A 14533-nucleotide genomic window follows, 5' to 3' on the forward strand; every position below is an offset into this window, starting at 1 on the left:
GCGGATCCCCGGCGGGCCCACCGGGCTCGGCACCTCGGCGGCCAGGGTCCTGATCCCCCCGCCGTCCGGGCCCGTGCGGGTCACCGAACCCCGCCTCGCCCGGCCCCCTGCCCCGTACCCCGTGCTCGGCGGTCCCACCGGTCTCGGCACCTCGGCCGCCCGTATCGCGCACGGGGAGCCTGCGTCGGCTCCGGGATCTGCTCCGGCTCCGAGGCGCGGACCGGACCAGGCGCGTCCGGCGCTGTACTGCCCACCCGCCGTACGCGACGACCCCGCCCTCGGCGAGGCGGTCAACGAGCGGCTCGTCGCATGGGCCGAGGAGGTCGGGATCTATCCCGGTCATCTCGACAAGGTCCGTTCGGCCGGCTTCGGGCGCCTCATGATGCTCGCCCACCCCGAATCGGACGACCCCGACCGCCTGCTGGCGGCGGCGAAGTGCGGGCTGTCCGAGTGGGCCGTCGACGACCACATCGTCGACGGCGAGGTGGAGGAGCCGCGTCACGACCTGATCGGCCGACGGCTGGCGATCTGCCACTCGGTGATCGACCAGGCACAGCTCCCACTGCGCTACGCACCCCAGCTGGAGGAGGTCGTCCGGAAGGACCCGGTCGCGATGGCCCTCCGCTCCGGGCTGGACAACCTCGCCCTGTACGCCACGACGACACAGGTGCGCCGGCTCCGGCACGAGCTGGCCATCATGTTCGTCGCGTACGGCCAGGAGGGGATGTGGCACACGACCGGCCACCGGCCGCCGGTCTGGGAGTACCTGATGCACCGGCACGAGAACAGCTTCATCCCGTGCATGGTGCTGGTCGACGCCATCGCCGGATACGAGGTTCCGCAGGCCGAGTTCGCCGACCCCCGGGTGCGCCGCGCGTTCAATCTGGCCGGCACCGCGACCGTGCTCATGAACGATCTGTACTCGATGGGCAAGGAAGGTCCCACGGACTTCAGCCTGCCCATGCTCATCGCCGCCGAGGAGAACTGCTCGATGCAGGAAGCGGTCGAGCAGAGCGTGCAGATCCACGACGAGCTGATGCACACGTACGAGGCCGAGGCGTCCGCCCTCGCCGCCGCGGGCTCCCCTCAGCTGCGTCGGTTCCTGGCCGGGACGTGGGCCTGGGTGGGCGGCAACCGCGAATGGCACGCGGGCAGCCCTCGCTACAACGACGCGGCCACGGCCTGAGCCAGGCGTTCTCCCAAGCCCGGACCCCCCATCCCCAACCCCCCACCCTTGCAAGGAGTTTCGTCAATGACGACGACCGTTCCCACGCAGTCCCCCGTCCTGCGCACCCCTTACCAGAAGTCCGTGGCCGCCTACTGGAACGCCGAGAAGGACCCGGTGAACCTGAAGCTCGGCGACATCGACGGCCTCTACCACCACCACTACGGCATCGGCGACTACGACCCGTCCGTGCTGGCCGGCCCGGAGGACACCCGGGACGAGCGGATCATCGCGGAGCTGCACCGGCTGGAGACCGCACAGGCGGAGCTGCTCCTCGACCATCTGGGCCACATCTCCTCCGGCGACCGCGTCCTCGACGCCGGCTCGGGCCGGGGCGGCACCAGCTTCATGGCCGAGCAGCGGTTCGGCTGCCAGGTCGACGGGGTGTCGATCTCGGAGTCCCAGGTCGGGTTCGCCAACAAGCAGGCCGCGGAACGCGGCGTGACCGACCGCGTGCAGTTCCACTTCCGCAACATGCTGGACACCGGGTTCGCCACCCGCTCGCGCCGGGCCGTGTGGACCAACGAGACGACCATGTACGTGGATCTGTTCGAGCTCTTCGGCGAGTTCTCCCGGCTGCTGGAGTACGGCGGCCGTTACGTCTGCATCACCGGCTGCTCGAACGATGTGAACGGGCTGCGTTCCAAGGCGGTCAGCCGCATCGACGAGCACTACACCTGCAACATCCACCCGCGCAGCGAGTACTTCAAGGCCATGGCCGCCAACAACCTCGTGCCCATCGAGGTCGTCGACCTGACGGCGCGGACCATTCCTTACTGGGAGCTGCGCCAGAGGTGCTCGGTCGCGACGGGCATCGAGGACCCGTTCCTCACCGCGTACAAGGAGGGGAGCTTCCACTACCTGATGATCGTCGCCGACCGCATCTGACCGCTAACGGCAGCGGGTGAAGGGGCGGGGACGGGGGCGGAGGCGCTCCCCGTCCCCCGGGTGTCACGTCCCCGCCCCCGCCGGATCACCAGGCGAAGGCCTCCGGGGACGGCCCGGGACCCGGGAAGATCGCGTCGAGCTCCGTCAGCAGCTCCTGCGACAGTTCGAGGTCGACCGCCCGCAGCGCCGAGGTCAGCTGGTCCGCGGTGCGCGGGCCGACGATCGGTCCCGTGACGCCCGGCCGGGTGAGCAGCCAGGCCAGGGCCACCTCGCCCGGTGCCAGTCCGTGCTTGTCGTGAGTTCTGAGACAGTCCGTGCCGTGACGGCGAACACGATCACCGGCCAGCTCATCGGCTACGCCCGCGTCTCCACCGACGACCAGGAGGCGCAGCTTCAGCGCGGCGCGCTGACGGCCGCAGGGTGCGCCCGCATCTTCGAGGACACGGCCAACGGGAAGAACACCGACCGGCCGCAGCTCACGGCCGTACTGGACTACGCCCGACCGGGCGACGTCCTGTGTGTGTGGAAGCTTGACCGGCTCGGCCGGTCGCTCATCGACCTTGTGTCCATCGTCGACGGCCTGCGCGAGCGAGGCATAGGTTTCCGCGTGCTCGACGGTGCGCTCTCCTCCGTCGACACCACATCGGCCGATGGCCGGCTGTTCTTCCAGATCATCGCGGCCATGGCGGAGTTCGAACGGTCGCTCATCAAGGACCGCACGCGGGCGGGGCTGGAAGCGGCCAAGGCGCAGGGCCGTACCGGGGGCCGTCCGTCTGTGGTGGACGAGGATGTACTCACCGTGGCCCGTGCGAGGAAGGCCAAGGGAGAGAGCGTCAGCGCCATCGCCAAGGCCCTCGGAATCTCCCGAGCCACGCTGTACCGGCACCTGGGAGAAAGCGCCTGAGGCAGGCACACAGCAGTTTCAGACAGGCCCCCGGCTACGTCGTGGACGTACAACACTGCCCTACTCAGCCCGCACCACCATGGCGAACGACGTACAGATCCGACGAAAGCCGCGATGGTTGCTCAGGCCGGTGTGACTCATGCACTCGACGTCGACCGCCGCGCTGTCCGTTGACGGCTCCGCCTTCCACTTGCAGTGCAGGCACTCCGCCTCATAGGTCACGTCTGTGTCCGGATGCCGCGTGATCCGGTGCGTCACGAACCGCAGGACTGCGCGCGACATCACTCGGCCCCATGGTCTTCCCGGAGGTGCGTGCGGAGCACGACGTTCGCGTCCGTCGCCTTCGAGTAGTCGCCGACCGATCGGGCGTTGGCTCGGGTCACGGCGACCCCGAGGCACTGCCGACAGCCCGCGACGGGGTTCGGATCTCCCATGGGAAGGGTCAGGTTCACCGGCCCTGCCATCGTCGTCCTGGGTGTGCTCATCCGTGCGACCTCCCGACTGTTCGTCTGCCGAAGGATGGTCCCCCGGGGCGCGCACGGAATGGCGCTCCAGTCGCGTAGTGGACTGAAGTCATGCACGGCAAGCGGCGGACCACTCGGCAAGCCGTGCCCGAAGCTCTTCGCCGAAGAGGGCTTGCTCCTCGCATCCGGCGAACTCCTTCAGATACGCCTGAACGTCTCGACCGTCGCGGAGCACGAGACTTCCCGCTGTCGTCTCAATGGTGACCAACGCGGCGTCGTAGATGGTGAACGTACTCAGAGGGGTTCGGGGCGTCGGCACCCCTACGGGAATCACCCCGATCTGAACGTTCGGGAGGTAGGACAGGGACGCCAGCCGGTCCATCTGCTCGGCCAGGGCCAGCGGGGAGACGACCGGCCAGCGAACCGCCTGCTCGGTCAGAACGAACGTGAACCGCTTCGAGGCGTCGTAGAGGACGGCTTGCCGTCCCAACTTCCCCGCTACTGCCTTGCTCGTGTCGGCCGTCGAGTGAGCCAGACTCGCCCGTACGTACTCCGGTGTCGCCAGCAGCCCGGTGACCATCGAGAGCAGGAAGTACCGCATCCGCGTGGAGGACGCTTCGAGCGACTTCAACTCGGCCTGTCTCGTACCGAGCCCCTTGCGCCGCAGCTCTCGGACGTTCCGCCACTCGGTGTTCGCCATCCTGGCGAGGGCAGAGACCTCGGCGACCAGTTCCGGCGGAGCGTCCAGCGCTCGCAAGATCTGCTCGACATCGACCAGGGACGGCCGTGTCCGGCCGTTCTCGATGCGGGACACCTTCGACTGGGACATATTGCAGCGCGCCGCGAGCCGGTCCCCTGAGAGGCCGGCCCGCTTGCGCAAGCCCCGAAGCAGAGAGGCGAGTTCGGCACCGGACTCGCCAAGCTGCTCAGCTTCGAACGTCACTCCGTCACGCGCTCCGCGTACTCCAGGAAGGGAACCGACTTGGCAACGGCGATGCGCTGCCACTCGATGAAAGGCGCAGGGTCACCCTCGTACAGCTCCCGGCCGATCTGCCTGCCGTCGCCCTCGTAGTGCATCAGGACGACCGTCGAGCGGTCGAACATCCAGAAGTCCTCGACGTCCGGAAGCGGGTTGTCCCGCTCGGTCACGTCAAGGATGCGGATGTCCTCCCCGGCAAGCACGTGCGGGGCGTAGTACCGGGAGAACTCGAAGCGCAGGTACTCGGAGAGCGGTCGAGTCAGCACGTGCACCCGCCCCTTGCTCCGCCTCTCGCCGCGCAGCCGCTTCAGGTCTTCCGTATACGCGGACGAGTAGGCGTGCGGGTCGACGCGCTTGCCGGCCCGGAAGGCTTCGAGCTCTTCCGCCTCTTGCGGTACGAGGTATTGGGGCAGGGTCTCCAGCCGCCATGCCTCCGACTGGAAGCCCCGGAGCATCGCCCGCCACTCGTCACCATCCAAGAGCACGAACGGCCTCCCGAAGAACGTTCTCGGGGATCTCCACGAGCCCCTCGCCCTGCGGGGGCGTGAAGGCGTCGGACACGTCACCCTGAACCACGATGGAGCCGGAAGCGGTGCGGTAGACGTTCGGGCAGTCGTCCTCTCCGCACGTGCCGTTGCCGTTGCTGGTGAGCCGAGTCAGTTCTTCGCGTGCCATGCGGAACTCCCTTGACCTGTCGACCCGGTGGGGCCGCCTGGGACGACCGTACGGGGGCTGCTCGCGGCCGTCCATGCACGGACGTGACTCATGCACGTTGTCGCATAAATGGGCGGCTGAGTGGTCGGCTCTTGCTTCGAGCGGGCTCGAAGCAGTTGGCTTATGCCTCATGAAGTACACGCAGCTTGGACGCACCGGACTCAAGGTCAGCCGACTCGTCCTCGGCACGATGAACTTCGGCCCGCAGACAGACGAACCGACAAGTCACAGCATCTTGGATGCCGCGCTCGACGCAGGTCTGAATTTCGTAGACACGGCCAATGTGTATGGGTGGGGTGAGAACAAGGGCCGCACGGAGGAGATCATCGGTTCCTGGTTCGCCAAGGGCGACGGCCGCCGCGACAAGACCGTCCTCGCCACCAAGGTCTACGGCTCGATGGACCGGGAGAGCGAGACCTGGCCCAACCACGACAAGCTGTCCGCCCTCAACATCCGCCGCGCGGTCGACGCCAGCCTCAAGCGGCTCGGCACCGACTACATCGACCTCTACCAGTTCCACCACGTCGACCGGGACACTCCCTTCGAGGAGATCTGGCAGGCCGTGGACGTGCTGATCCAGCAGGGGAAGATCCTCTACGCGGGGTCCTCGAACTTCCCCGGGTACAAGATCGCCCAGGCCAACGAGGCCGCCGCGCGGCGCGGGTCGGTCGGGCTCGTCAGCGAGCAGTGCCTCTACAACCTCTTCGAGCGGCGCGCCGAGATGGAGGTCCTTCCGGCCGCCCAGGAGTACGGCCTCGGGGTCATCCCCTGGTCGCCGCTGCACGGCGGTCTGCTCGGCGGGGTCCTGAAGAAGGAGAGCGAGGGCAAGCGGCGCACCGAGGGGCGCGCGGCGGCCACGCTCGCCGACCCGGGCGCCCGGGCGCAGCTCCTGGCCTACGAGGACCTGCTCGACAAGCACGGCCTGGAGCCCGGCGAGACGGCCCTCGCCTGGCTGCTCACCCGCCCCGGCGTGACGGGACCGATCGTCGGCCCCCGCACCCCGGAGCAGCTGGCCGGCGCGCTGCGCGCCCTGGAGGTGGAGCTGAGCGAGGAGGTCCTGTCCACCCTGGACGAGATCTTCCCCGGCCCCGGACCCTCCCCGGAGGCCTTCGCCTGGTGATCAGGTAGCCGTACGTACGGTGGTCGTCGTCCCTTCGCCCTGGGCGGCGACCACCTCCTACCCAAGTGGCGTTAAAGTGCCTACTTGGCAGTGTCGAAGAAGTTCAGACCCGCGCCCAGTGCGGCGTCCATGATGGTGTGGCTGTCGGCCTCACTGGTCTGGGGCCCGAAGTTCATTGTGCCGAGGACGAGTCGGCTGACCTTGAGTCCGGTGCGTCCGAGCTGCGTGTACTTCATGGGGGCCAGCCAACGCCTTCGAGTCCGCTCGAAGCAAGGCCATTCCGGTCATCCGAAGGCCGCGGCGTCGCGCCGGCCCCGGACACCGTCCTGAACGACGAAGCAGGCCGGCTTCCGGCCGGTTTCCAAGAGGGCAGGAGGAGAAGGGGTCGGGTCAGTTGCCCAGCGCGGCCGCCACCGCGACGACGGCGAACATCAGCACAAGCACACCGGCCATGATCCGGTTACGGGTTTTCGGGTCCACTCTTCGAGCGTAACGGGCAGGTCCGGGCGCCCGGACCGCGGGTCAGCCGGTCGCGCCCAGTGGCCACTCACCCACCTCTTCGTAGCGGGGCCGCGCCCCCGGGACGCCGCCGCCGGGCAGATTGCTGCGGACCAGCACCAGCCGCGACACGGTCCAGGGCGTGCCCTCGAAGCCGGCCAGCGCGTCGACGTACGGGCGCAGGTCCGTGTTCTCGCGGGTACGGGCGATCGTCAGATGCGCGTGGTAGGCGCGGTGCTCGTCCATCGCCACCCCCGCCCGCCGCGCCGCCGCGTCCGCGCGCTCGGCGAGCATCCGCATCTCGTCGAGGCCGCCCGCGGCACCGACCCACAGGGCCCGCCTGCCGAAGTGCCCGCCCTCGTGCAGCCGCAGCCGGAACGCCTCGCTGCGGTGGGCGGCACGGCCGAGCCGCTCCTGCAGATCGGGCAGGAGCCGCTCGTCGACCTCTCCCATGAACGCGAGTGTGAAGTGCCACCCGGGCCGCCCGGTCCAGCGCAGCCCGTCCGCGCCCGGGAGCGTGTGCAGCTGGTTGACGGCCCGCCCGAGTTCCCGCAGGGCCTCCTCGGGCGGCAGCACGGCGGCGAAGAGTCTCATACGGCGAGTCTTGCAGCGTTCGCGTCCCGGCGGGACCTGTCGCCGACCCAGGTCGCACCGGAGTCAGGCCGCGGTCGTGAGCCGCTCGCGCGGGACGAAGCGCACGTGCGGGTGGCCCGGCCGCAGATCCAGCTGGACACGCAGGCCGCCGAGCCGGACGAGGATCAGACCGATCGCACCGGCCGCGACCATCGCGACCGCGCCGCCCGTGGCGAACCCGGCGCGCGCGCCGTACGTGTCCGTGATCCAGCCGACGATCGGCGCGCCCAGCGGCGTGCCACCGACGAAGACCATCATGTAGAGGCTCATCACGCGGCCCCGCATCACCGGGTCCGTGGCCAGCTGGACCGACGAGTTGGCGGTGACGTTCACCGTCAGGCCGACCATGCCGATCGGGACGAGCAGCAGCGCGAACAACCAGAAGGACGGCGAGAACGCGGCCGCGATCTCCAGCGCACCGAACAGTGCCGCCGCGCCGACCAGCATCCGCAGCCGGGACGAGCCGCGGCGCGCCGCGAGCAGTGCGCCCGCCAGCGAGCCCGCCGCCATCAGCGTGTTGAACAGGCCGTACGTACCGGCCCCGGCGTGGAAGACCTTGTCCGCGAACGCGGTCAGCCAGATCGGGAAGTTGAAGGCGAACGTGCCGATGAAGCCGACGAGCACGATCGGCCAGATCAGCTCGGGCCGCCCGGCGACGTACTTCAGTCCCTCCCGCAGCTGGCCCTTCCCCCGGGGTGCACGCTCCACCTTGTGCAGCTCACGCGTACGCATGAGCAGCAGGCCGGTCAGCGGCGCGAGGAAGGACAGGCCGTTGAGCAGGAACGCCCAGCCGCTGCCGACGGCGGTGATCAGCACACCGGCCACGGCCGGCCCGACCAGCCGGGCCGACTGGAAGTTCGCGGAATTGAGGCTGACGGCGTTCCGCAGCTGCTCCGGGCCGACCATCTCGGAGACGAAGGACTGCCGGGTCGGGTTGTCGACGACCGTGACCATGCCGAGCAGGAACGCGATCAGATAGACGTGCCAGACCTGGACCTGGCCGGAGAGCGTGAGGACGGCGAGCGCGAGCCCGCACAGTCCGAGCGCGCCCTGGCTGAAGAGCAGGATGCGGCGCTTCGGATACCGGTCGGCGATGACGCCGCCGTACAGACCGAAGAGCAGCATCGGCAGGAACTGCAGAGCCGTGGTGATGCCCACGGCCGCGGACGAGCCGGTGAGGCTGAGGACCAGCCAGTCCTGGGTGATACGGGCCATCCAGGTGCCCGTGTTGGAGACGATCGCTCCGGTGAAGAACAGGCGGTAGTTACGGACCTTGAGCGAGGAGAACGTCCCGGAAGGTCCGGCACTCCCCGAGGTCGGCGCGGTCGGGGTGTCGTGGTCGGAGTTCGGTGCGGGGGCGGAGTCTGCTCCGGATCCCGTACTCAAAGGGGTTCGCCTCCTTGCGGCCTCAGGTCTACAGATGCGCGAGCTTCTCCAGCACGGGGGCCGCTGCACGCAGCTTGGCCCACTCGTCCTCGTCCAGGCCTTCGGCGAGGGACGCCAGCCATGCGTTCCGCTTGCGGCGGCTCTCTTCCAGCATGGCCTCGGCCTGCTCGGTCTGGCTGACGACCTTCTGCCGGCGGTCGTCGGGGTGCGGCTCCAGCCGTACCAGTCCCTTGGCTTCCAGCAGCGCCACGATGCGCGTCATCGACGGCGGCTGGACGTGCTCCTTGCGGGCCAGCTCACCGGGGGTGGCCGAACCGCAGAGGGAGAGGGTGCCGAGCACCGACATCTCGGTCGGGCTCAGCGATTCGTCGACGCGCTGGTGCTTCAGGCGCCGGCCCAGCCGCATGACGGCGGAGCGCAATGAGTTCACGGCGGCGGCGTTGTCACCGTGGGACAGGTCAGGCATGTTCATTAGCGTAACTCATTACCCAGTCTAATTACCACTGGGGTTTCGGCCCAGCTCGATGGATCACCCATATGAGTGAGAAGGATCCAGAAAGTGACGCACTGGCCGGTTCCCGCCCGCGACCCTGGCCGGCATGGCATCGACAGTGCTCAGCCTGCGCATAGACGAAGAGCTGCTGGACCGGCTCCGGCAGCATGCCGCCAAACGCGGAATGAGCGTCCAGGACTATGTGGTCCGGACGCTCATTCGCGGCGACTTCGACGAACGCTTCAAGGCGGCCGTCGACGAGACGGAGAAGTTCTACGGGCGGACGTGAGCCCGGGAGGCCTCGATCGGGGGACCTCGCTCAGGTGAGGCCCAGCGCCGGCATCGCGTAGTAGAAGACGAAGACCGCCGACACGATGTACATCGCGACCGGCACCTCACGGCCGCGCCCGGTCGCCAGCCGCAGGGCACTGAAGGCGATGAAGCCGATGCCGATGCCGTTGGTGATCGAGTACGTGAACGGCATCATCACCATCGCCAGGAACGCCGGCACCGCGATGGTGAAGTCGCTCCAGTCGATGTCCTTCACCGATCCGGCCAGGATCAGGAAGCCCACCGCCAGCAGGGCGGGCGTCGCCGCCTGGGACGGCACCATCGTGGCGAGCGGCGTGAGGAACAGCGCCACCGAGAAGAGTCCGCCGGTGACGACGGACGCGAGACCCGTACGGGCACCCTCGCCGACGCCCGCCGTGGACTCCACGAAACAGGTGTTGGCGGAGGACGAGGTGGCGCCGCCCGCGGCGACCGCGATGCCGTCGACGATCAGCACCTTGTTGATGCCTGGGAAGTTGCCCTCCTTGTCCATCAGCTTCGCCTCGTCGCCGACGCCGAGGATCGTGCCCATCGCGTCGAAGAAGCAGGACAGCAGCACGGTGAAGACGAACAGCGCGCCGGTGAGGAAGCCGACCTTCTCGAAGCCGCCGAACAGGCTGACCTGACCGACCAGGCCGAAGTCGGGCGTCGCGACCGGGTTGCCCGGCCACTCCGGGACCGTCAGGCCCCACGCCTGGCCCGGCAGCTTCGCGACCAGCTGGATGACGAGCGCGACGACCGTCATCACAACGATCGAGATCAGGATCGCGCCCGGCACCTTGCGGATGATCAGCGCGAGGGTGAGCAGCGCTCCGAGCACGAAGACGAGCACCGGCCAGCCGGACAGATGACCGGTCAGGCCGAGCTGGAGCGGGACGGTGGTGTGGGCGGCGTCCGGGATGCGGGAGACGAAGCCGGAGTCGACGAGGCCGATCAGCATGATGAAGAGGCCGATGCCGATCGCGATGCCCTTGCGCAGGCCGAGCGGCACGGCGTTCATGACCCGCTCGCGCAGGCCCGTGGCCACCAGCAGCATCACGACGAAACCGGCGAGGACGACCATGCCCATCGCGTCGGGCCAGCTCATCTTGGGGGCGAGCTGGAGCGCGACCACGGTGTTCACCCCGAGGCCGGCGGCCAGCGCGATCGGGACATTGCCGATGACACCCATGAGGAGCGTGGAGAACGCGGCGGTGAGCACGGTGGCGGTGACCAGCTGGCCGCCGTCGAGCTGGTGGCCGTACATGTCCTTCGCGCTGCCGAGGATGATCGGGTTCAGCACGATGATGTAGGCCATCGCGAAGAAGGTGGCGAAGCCGCCGCGGATCTCACGGGGGAGCGTGGAGCCGCGCTCGGAGATCTTGAAGAAGCGGTCGAGCCGGCCGAGGGCGCCGGGACCGGAGTCCGGCCGCTGCGGCTGCTGGACGTCCGCAGGAGCGGTGGCCGTGGGGGGCATGCGAGACCTCGTCGGGGGTGATTTTTGGCCAGTTCCTTGGATGTTCGTACGAACGAAACCGGTCGGACACAAACCGCTTCAGTATGAACGTATAAGCAAAAGATCGGTATCTCCGCGCGTAGACGCATGCGGGCAACGGGGTCATGGGGGCCGTCGGAGCCGTCGAGGAGCCACCTACACTGACCGCATGGCGAAGTGGACCCCCAAGCACGAGGCGCCCGAGCCCCTGGAGGGGCCCGTCGTCGCCACCATCACCGGCGGCACGATCCTGTGGTTCGTCCTCTTCGTGGTCCAGGTCCCCTTCTACAGCTGGTTCGCCGACCGCGATCTGACGTGGTGGGTGTGGACGTGCCTGGCCGGCGCGGGCCTGGGGCTCATCGGTATCTGGTACGTGCGGAAGCGCGACGCGGCGATCAAGCGCGCGGAGGCAGCGCGCAGCGAAGCGCCGCGAGCGGAGTAGCGCGGGCGAAGCAGCGAGCGGAGTAGCGGGCGAAGCAGCGAGCGGAGTAGCGGGCGAAGCAGCGAGCGGAGTAGCGGGCGAAGCAGCGGGGCGCAGCCCCCGCGCCTTCCCGTAACCGGGGCTCAGCCCCCATCCCCGTACGGGGGACCCGGAGGTTCCACCCTGTTCAACCCGCTCAAGGGGTGAACGCCGCGTGCCCGCCGTACCGTCGGGAGCATGACTCAGCGGTCGGAGAGCGGCAGCGGCGGGCCCGGGCAGCGAGGCGGGGCGGCCATCGACGCGGGCGCGGAACTCGACCCCGTGCACCCCGTGGCGCCGCCCGTGCGGCACCGGCCCGGCGGGCTCAGCGCCGCCGAGGTGGCCGAGCGGATCGCGCGGGGCGAGGTCAACGACGTACCCGTTCGCAGCAGCCGCTCCACCGCCGACATCATCCGCGGCAACGTCTTCACCCGCTTCAACGCGATCATCGGCGTGCTCTGGGTGATCATGTTCATCGTCGCGCCGTTCCAGGACACCCTGTTCGGATTCGTCATCCTCGCCAACACCGGCATCGGCATCATCCAGGAGCTCCGCGCCAAGAGGACCCTCGACGGGCTCGCCGTCATCGGCGAGGCGAAACCCGTCGTCCGGCGGGACGGGGCCGCCGGCGAGGTGTCCACTTCCGAGATCGTGCTCGGGGATCTCATCGAGCTCGGGCCGGGTGACAAGGTCGTCGTCGACGGCGAGGTCGCCGAGGCCGACGGTCTCGAGGTCGACGAGTCACTGCTGACCGGTGAGGCCGATCCCGTCCTCAAGAAACGCGGCGACAGGATGATGTCCGGCAGCTTCGTCGTCGCGGGCGGCGGCGCGTTCACCGCCACCAAGGTCGGCCGCGCGGCGTACGCGGCGCAGCTCGCCGAGGAGGCCTCCCGCTTCACCCTCGTCCATTCCGAGCTGCGCTCCGGCATCTCCACGATCCTCAAGTACGTGACGTGGATGATGGTCCCGACCGCCTTGGGCCTGATCATCAGCCAGCTGGCGGTGAAGGGCGACAACTTCAAGGACTCGGTCGCCCGCACCGTCGGCGGCATCGTGCCGATGATTCCCGAGGGCCTCGTCCTCCTCACCTCCGTCGCCTTCGCGATCGGTGTCATCCGGCTCGGCCGCAAACAGTGCCTCGTCCAGGAACTGCCCGCGATCGAAGGGCTCGCCCGCGTCGACGTCGTCTGCCTCGACAAGACGGGCACGCTCACCGAAGGCGGCATGGACGTCACCGAGCTGCGTGCGCTGGGCGGCTCCGACGAGGCGTACGTACGCAAGGTCCTCGGCGCGCTCGGCGAGTCCGACCCACGGCCCAACGCGTCGCTGCAGGCGATCATCGAGGCCTACCCGGACAGCGAGGACTGGCGCTGCACCGAGTCGCTGCCCTTCTCCTCCGCGCGCAAGTACAGCGGCGCGGCGCTGAGCGAGGGCGACGGGCAGAGCTCCACCTGGCTGCTCGGCGCGCCCGATGTGCTGCTGCCCGCCGAGCACCCCACCCTCGGCGAGATCGACCACCTCAACGAGCAGGGACTGCGCGTGCTGCTCCTCGCCCGTGCCGCCTGCGAGCTCGACTCCCCCGACGTCGTCACGAGTGCCCGGCCCGCCGCCCTGGTCGTCCTGGAGCAGCGCCTGCGGCCCGACGCCGCGGACACGCTGCGCTACTTCGACGAGCAGAGCGTCCACGCCAAGGTCATCTCCGGCGACAACGCGGTGTCGGTGAGCGCGGTCGCGGCGAAGCTCGGCCTGCCCGGCGCCGCGAACACCGTCGACGCGCGCAGGCTCCCCACCGAGCGGGAAGCGATGGCCGAGGAGCTCCACGAGAACGCGGTCTTCGGGCGGGTCACCCCGCAGCAGAAGCGGGACATGGTCGGCGCGCTCCAGTCCCGCGGGCACACGGTCGCGATGACCGGCGACGGCGTCAACGACGTCCTCGCGCTCAAGGACGCCGACATCGGCGTCTCCATGGGCTCCGGCTCCGAGGCGACGAAGGCGGTCGCCCAGATCGTCCTCCTCAACAACAGCTTCGCGACGCTGCCGTCGGTGGTCGGCGAGGGCCGCCGGGTCATCGGCAACATCACGCGCGTCGCGACGCTGTTCCTGACGAAGACGGTCTACTCGGTCCTGCTCGCCATCCTGGTGGTCTGCTTTCAGGTCGAGTACCCCTTCCTGCCGCGCCACCTCACCCTGCTGTCGACGCTGACCATCGGCATCCCGGCCTTCTTCCTGGCCCTGGCGCCCAACAAGGAACGCGCCAAACCGCACTTCGTGCGCCGCGTCATGCGGTACGCGATCCCCGGCGGCATCATCGCGGCGGCGGCCACCTTCGTGACGTACGTCCTGGCCCGCGCCCACTACAGCGGCGCCGCCGCACTGGGGGCCGAGACCAGCGCGGCGACGCTGACCCTCTTCCTGGTCGCCATGTGGGTCCTGACGATCGTCGCCCGCCCGTACACCTGGTGGCGGGTCGCTCTGGTCGCGGCGATGGGGCTGTGCTTCCTCATCGTGCTGATGGTGCCGTGGCTGCAGGACTTCTTCGCGCTGCGGCTGGTGGGGACGACGATGCCGTGGGCGGCGGTGGGGGTCGCGGTGGCGGCGGGGGTGCTGCTGGAGTTCGCGTGGCGGTGGGTGGACCGGCGGTTCCCGGCGTAGGCACCCGAACCGGGGCTCCTGCCGAGATCGCCGAAGAGGCCACTGAGGCCGTGCCGACCCCGACCCCGACCCCGACCAGGAGCCCACACCCGAGGGACTGGCCGATCCCGACTCGCCCGTCCGCACGAAGGAAGTTGAGCCAACGTTGACGCTGTCGAGCCAACGCACAGGGGCACCTTATCGAGGCCCGGCAACTTCCCAACGAAGCAGGTGATTTCCCCTAAGGGCTGTCCCGTAATCCCCGGCGGGCGCACGACGACAGCTACGGCACCTCGCTGCGTTGTCGGATCGCCCGAATACGCCCAGTATGAGG

At 69.2% G+C, this 14533-nt stretch carries 16 protein-coding genes and 2 pseudogenes; 7 read left to right on the plus strand and 11 right to left on the minus strand.

The features are described 5' to 3' along the window. Window positions 1–4: 4 nt before the first annotated feature. The gene (locus tag ACWGI8_RS07605) at window positions 5–1186 is read left to right on the plus strand and encodes a family 2 encapsulin nanocompartment cargo protein terpene cyclase (protein WP_453659206.1); all 1182 of its coding nucleotides are present in this window, start codon (window positions 5–7) and stop codon (window positions 1184–1186) included. 66 nt (window positions 1187–1252) lie between these two features. After that, window positions 1253–2113 (plus strand): geranyl diphosphate 2-C-methyltransferase, encoded by an 861-nt coding sequence (locus ACWGI8_RS07610; protein ID WP_453659190.1) that lies wholly within the window; start codon window positions 1253–1255, stop codon window positions 2111–2113. Window positions 2114–2198: 85 nt separating this feature from the next. On the opposite strand, the pseudogene ACWGI8_RS07615 reads toward ACWGI8_RS07610, so the two are convergent. After that, window positions 2199–2408: pseudogene (locus ACWGI8_RS07615) on the minus strand (aldo/keto reductase); the annotation flags it as partial. A 24-nt stretch (window positions 2409–2432) separates the two neighbouring features. Between ACWGI8_RS07615 and ACWGI8_RS07620 the strand changes: the two are divergent. Then, the gene (locus tag ACWGI8_RS07620; protein ID WP_453659191.1) at window positions 2433–3017 is read left to right on the plus strand and encodes a recombinase family protein; all 585 of its coding nucleotides are present in this window, start codon (window positions 2433–2435) and stop codon (window positions 3015–3017) included. Between the two features lie 60 nt (window positions 3018–3077). On the opposite strand, the gene ACWGI8_RS07625 is transcribed toward ACWGI8_RS07620, so the two are convergent. From ACWGI8_RS07625 to ACWGI8_RS07645, 5 genes are all read right to left on the minus strand, one after another. Continuing rightward, on the minus strand, window positions 3078–3299 hold the full coding sequence (locus ACWGI8_RS07625) for a DUF7848 domain-containing protein (RefSeq protein WP_453659192.1): 222 nt from the start codon (window positions 3297–3299) through the stop codon (window positions 3078–3080). After that, on the minus strand, window positions 3299–3502 hold the full coding sequence (locus ACWGI8_RS07630) for a hypothetical protein (RefSeq protein WP_317873792.1): 204 nt from the start codon (window positions 3500–3502) through the stop codon (window positions 3299–3301). Before ACWGI8_RS07630 ends, ACWGI8_RS07625 begins: the two co-directional genes overlap by 1 nt. An 88-nt stretch (window positions 3503–3590) precedes the next feature. Next, window positions 3591–4424, minus strand: coding sequence for a helix-turn-helix domain-containing protein (locus ACWGI8_RS07635; protein WP_453659193.1), 834 nt, complete (start codon window positions 4422–4424; stop codon window positions 3591–3593). Continuing rightward, window positions 4421–4945 (minus strand): DUF6879 family protein, encoded by a 525-nt coding sequence (locus ACWGI8_RS07640; protein ID WP_453659194.1) that lies wholly within the window; start codon window positions 4943–4945, stop codon window positions 4421–4423. The genes ACWGI8_RS07635 and ACWGI8_RS07640 overlap by 4 nt, the downstream gene beginning before the upstream one ends. Further along, window positions 4929–5135 carry a hypothetical protein gene (locus ACWGI8_RS07645; protein WP_453659195.1) on the minus strand — a complete coding sequence of 69 codons (207 nt, stop codon included), beginning with the start codon at window positions 5133–5135 and terminating at the stop codon, window positions 4929–4931. Before ACWGI8_RS07645 ends, ACWGI8_RS07640 begins: the two co-directional genes overlap by 17 nt. Window positions 5136–5304: 169 nt before the next feature. Here ACWGI8_RS07645 and ACWGI8_RS07650 point away from each other — a divergent pair, with 169 nt between their 5' ends. After that, a complete protein-coding gene (locus ACWGI8_RS07650; protein ID WP_453659196.1) occupies window positions 5305–6294 on the plus strand; it encodes an aldo/keto reductase in 990 nt (329 codons plus the stop codon). 86 nt (window positions 6295–6380) lie between these two features. On the opposite strand, the pseudogene ACWGI8_RS07655 reads toward ACWGI8_RS07650, so the two are convergent. From ACWGI8_RS07655 to ACWGI8_RS07670, 4 genes and pseudogenes are all read right to left on the minus strand, one after another. Continuing rightward, window positions 6381–6530, minus strand: a pseudogene (locus ACWGI8_RS07655) (aldo/keto reductase); the annotation flags it as partial. A gap of 286 nt (window positions 6531–6816) precedes the next feature. After that, window positions 6817–7386 carry an RNA 2',3'-cyclic phosphodiesterase gene (thpR, locus tag ACWGI8_RS07660; RefSeq protein ID WP_453659197.1) on the minus strand — a complete coding sequence of 190 codons (570 nt, stop codon included), beginning with the start codon at window positions 7384–7386 and terminating at the stop codon, window positions 6817–6819. A 63-nt stretch (window positions 7387–7449) separates the two neighbouring features. Further along, complete coding sequence (locus ACWGI8_RS07665; protein WP_453659198.1) at window positions 7450–8811, minus strand: MFS transporter; 1362 nt, start codon at window positions 8809–8811, stop codon at window positions 7450–7452. Window positions 8812–8839: 28 nt separating this feature from the next. Further along, complete coding sequence (locus ACWGI8_RS07670) at window positions 8840–9277, minus strand: MarR family winged helix-turn-helix transcriptional regulator (protein ID WP_453659199.1); 438 nt, start codon at window positions 9275–9277, stop codon at window positions 8840–8842. Window positions 9278–9410: 133 nt separating this feature from the next. On the opposite strand from ACWGI8_RS07670, the gene ACWGI8_RS07675 reads away from it, so the two are divergent. Further along, a complete protein-coding gene (locus tag ACWGI8_RS07675) occupies window positions 9411–9593 on the plus strand; it encodes a ribbon-helix-helix protein, CopG family (RefSeq protein WP_453659200.1) in 183 nt (60 codons plus the stop codon). Between the two features lie 30 nt (window positions 9594–9623). On the opposite strand, the gene ACWGI8_RS07680 is transcribed toward ACWGI8_RS07675, so the two are convergent. Then, window positions 9624–11090 carry an NCS2 family permease gene (locus ACWGI8_RS07680; RefSeq protein WP_453659201.1) on the minus strand — a complete coding sequence of 489 codons (1467 nt, stop codon included), beginning with the start codon at window positions 11088–11090 and terminating at the stop codon, window positions 9624–9626. Window positions 11091–11277: 187 nt separating this feature from the next. Here ACWGI8_RS07680 and ACWGI8_RS07685 point away from each other — a divergent pair, with 187 nt between their 5' ends. Together ACWGI8_RS07685 and ACWGI8_RS07690 are read left to right on the plus strand one after the other, a co-directional pair. After that, the gene (locus ACWGI8_RS07685; RefSeq protein ID WP_453659202.1) at window positions 11278–11550 is read left to right on the plus strand and encodes a DUF2530 domain-containing protein; all 273 of its coding nucleotides are present in this window, start codon (window positions 11278–11280) and stop codon (window positions 11548–11550) included. Window positions 11551–11766: 216 nt separating this feature from the next. Beyond that, window positions 11767–14220, plus strand: coding sequence for an HAD-IC family P-type ATPase (locus tag ACWGI8_RS07690; protein WP_453659203.1), 2454 nt, complete (start codon window positions 11767–11769; stop codon window positions 14218–14220). The last annotated feature ends 313 nt before the right edge of the window (window positions 14221–14533 follow it).

It is taken from the genome of Streptomyces sp. NPDC054841 (genome assembly GCF_053611045.1).

Excerpts from the sequence above, each read along its gene's own strand:
- ACWGI8_RS07630 (WP_317873792.1), bottom strand. The coding sequence starts at position 3,502 with ATGAGCACACCCAGGACGACGATGGCAGGGCCGGTGAACCTGACCCTT.
- ACWGI8_RS07670 (WP_453659199.1), bottom strand. The coding sequence starts at position 9,277 with ATGCCTGACCTGTCCCACGGTGACAACGCCGCCGCCGTGAACTCATTG.
- ACWGI8_RS07685 (WP_453659202.1), top strand. The coding sequence starts at position 11,278 with ATGGCGAAGTGGACCCCCAAGCACGAGGCGCCCGAGCCCCTGGAGGGG.
- ACWGI8_RS07610 (WP_453659190.1), top strand. The coding sequence starts at position 1,253 with ATGACGACGACCGTTCCCACGCAGTCCCCCGTCCTGCGCACCCCTTAC.
- ACWGI8_RS07645 (WP_453659195.1), bottom strand. The coding sequence starts at position 5,135 with ATGGCACGCGAAGAACTGACTCGGCTCACCAGCAACGGCAACGGCACG.
- ACWGI8_RS07625 (WP_453659192.1), bottom strand. The coding sequence starts at position 3,299 with ATGTCGCGCGCAGTCCTGCGGTTCGTGACGCACCGGATCACGCGGCAT.
- ACWGI8_RS07690 (WP_453659203.1), top strand. The coding sequence starts at position 11,767 with ATGACTCAGCGGTCGGAGAGCGGCAGCGGCGGGCCCGGGCAGCGAGGC.
- ACWGI8_RS07680 (WP_453659201.1), bottom strand. The coding sequence starts at position 11,090 with ATGCCCCCCACGGCCACCGCTCCTGCGGACGTCCAGCAGCCGCAGCGG.
- thpR (WP_453659197.1), bottom strand. The coding sequence starts at position 7,386 with ATGAGACTCTTCGCCGCCGTGCTGCCGCCCGAGGAGGCCCTGCGGGAA.
- ACWGI8_RS07675 (WP_453659200.1), top strand. The coding sequence starts at position 9,411 with ATGGCATCGACAGTGCTCAGCCTGCGCATAGACGAAGAGCTGCTGGAC.
- ACWGI8_RS07650 (WP_453659196.1), top strand. The coding sequence starts at position 5,305 with ATGAAGTACACGCAGCTTGGACGCACCGGACTCAAGGTCAGCCGACTC.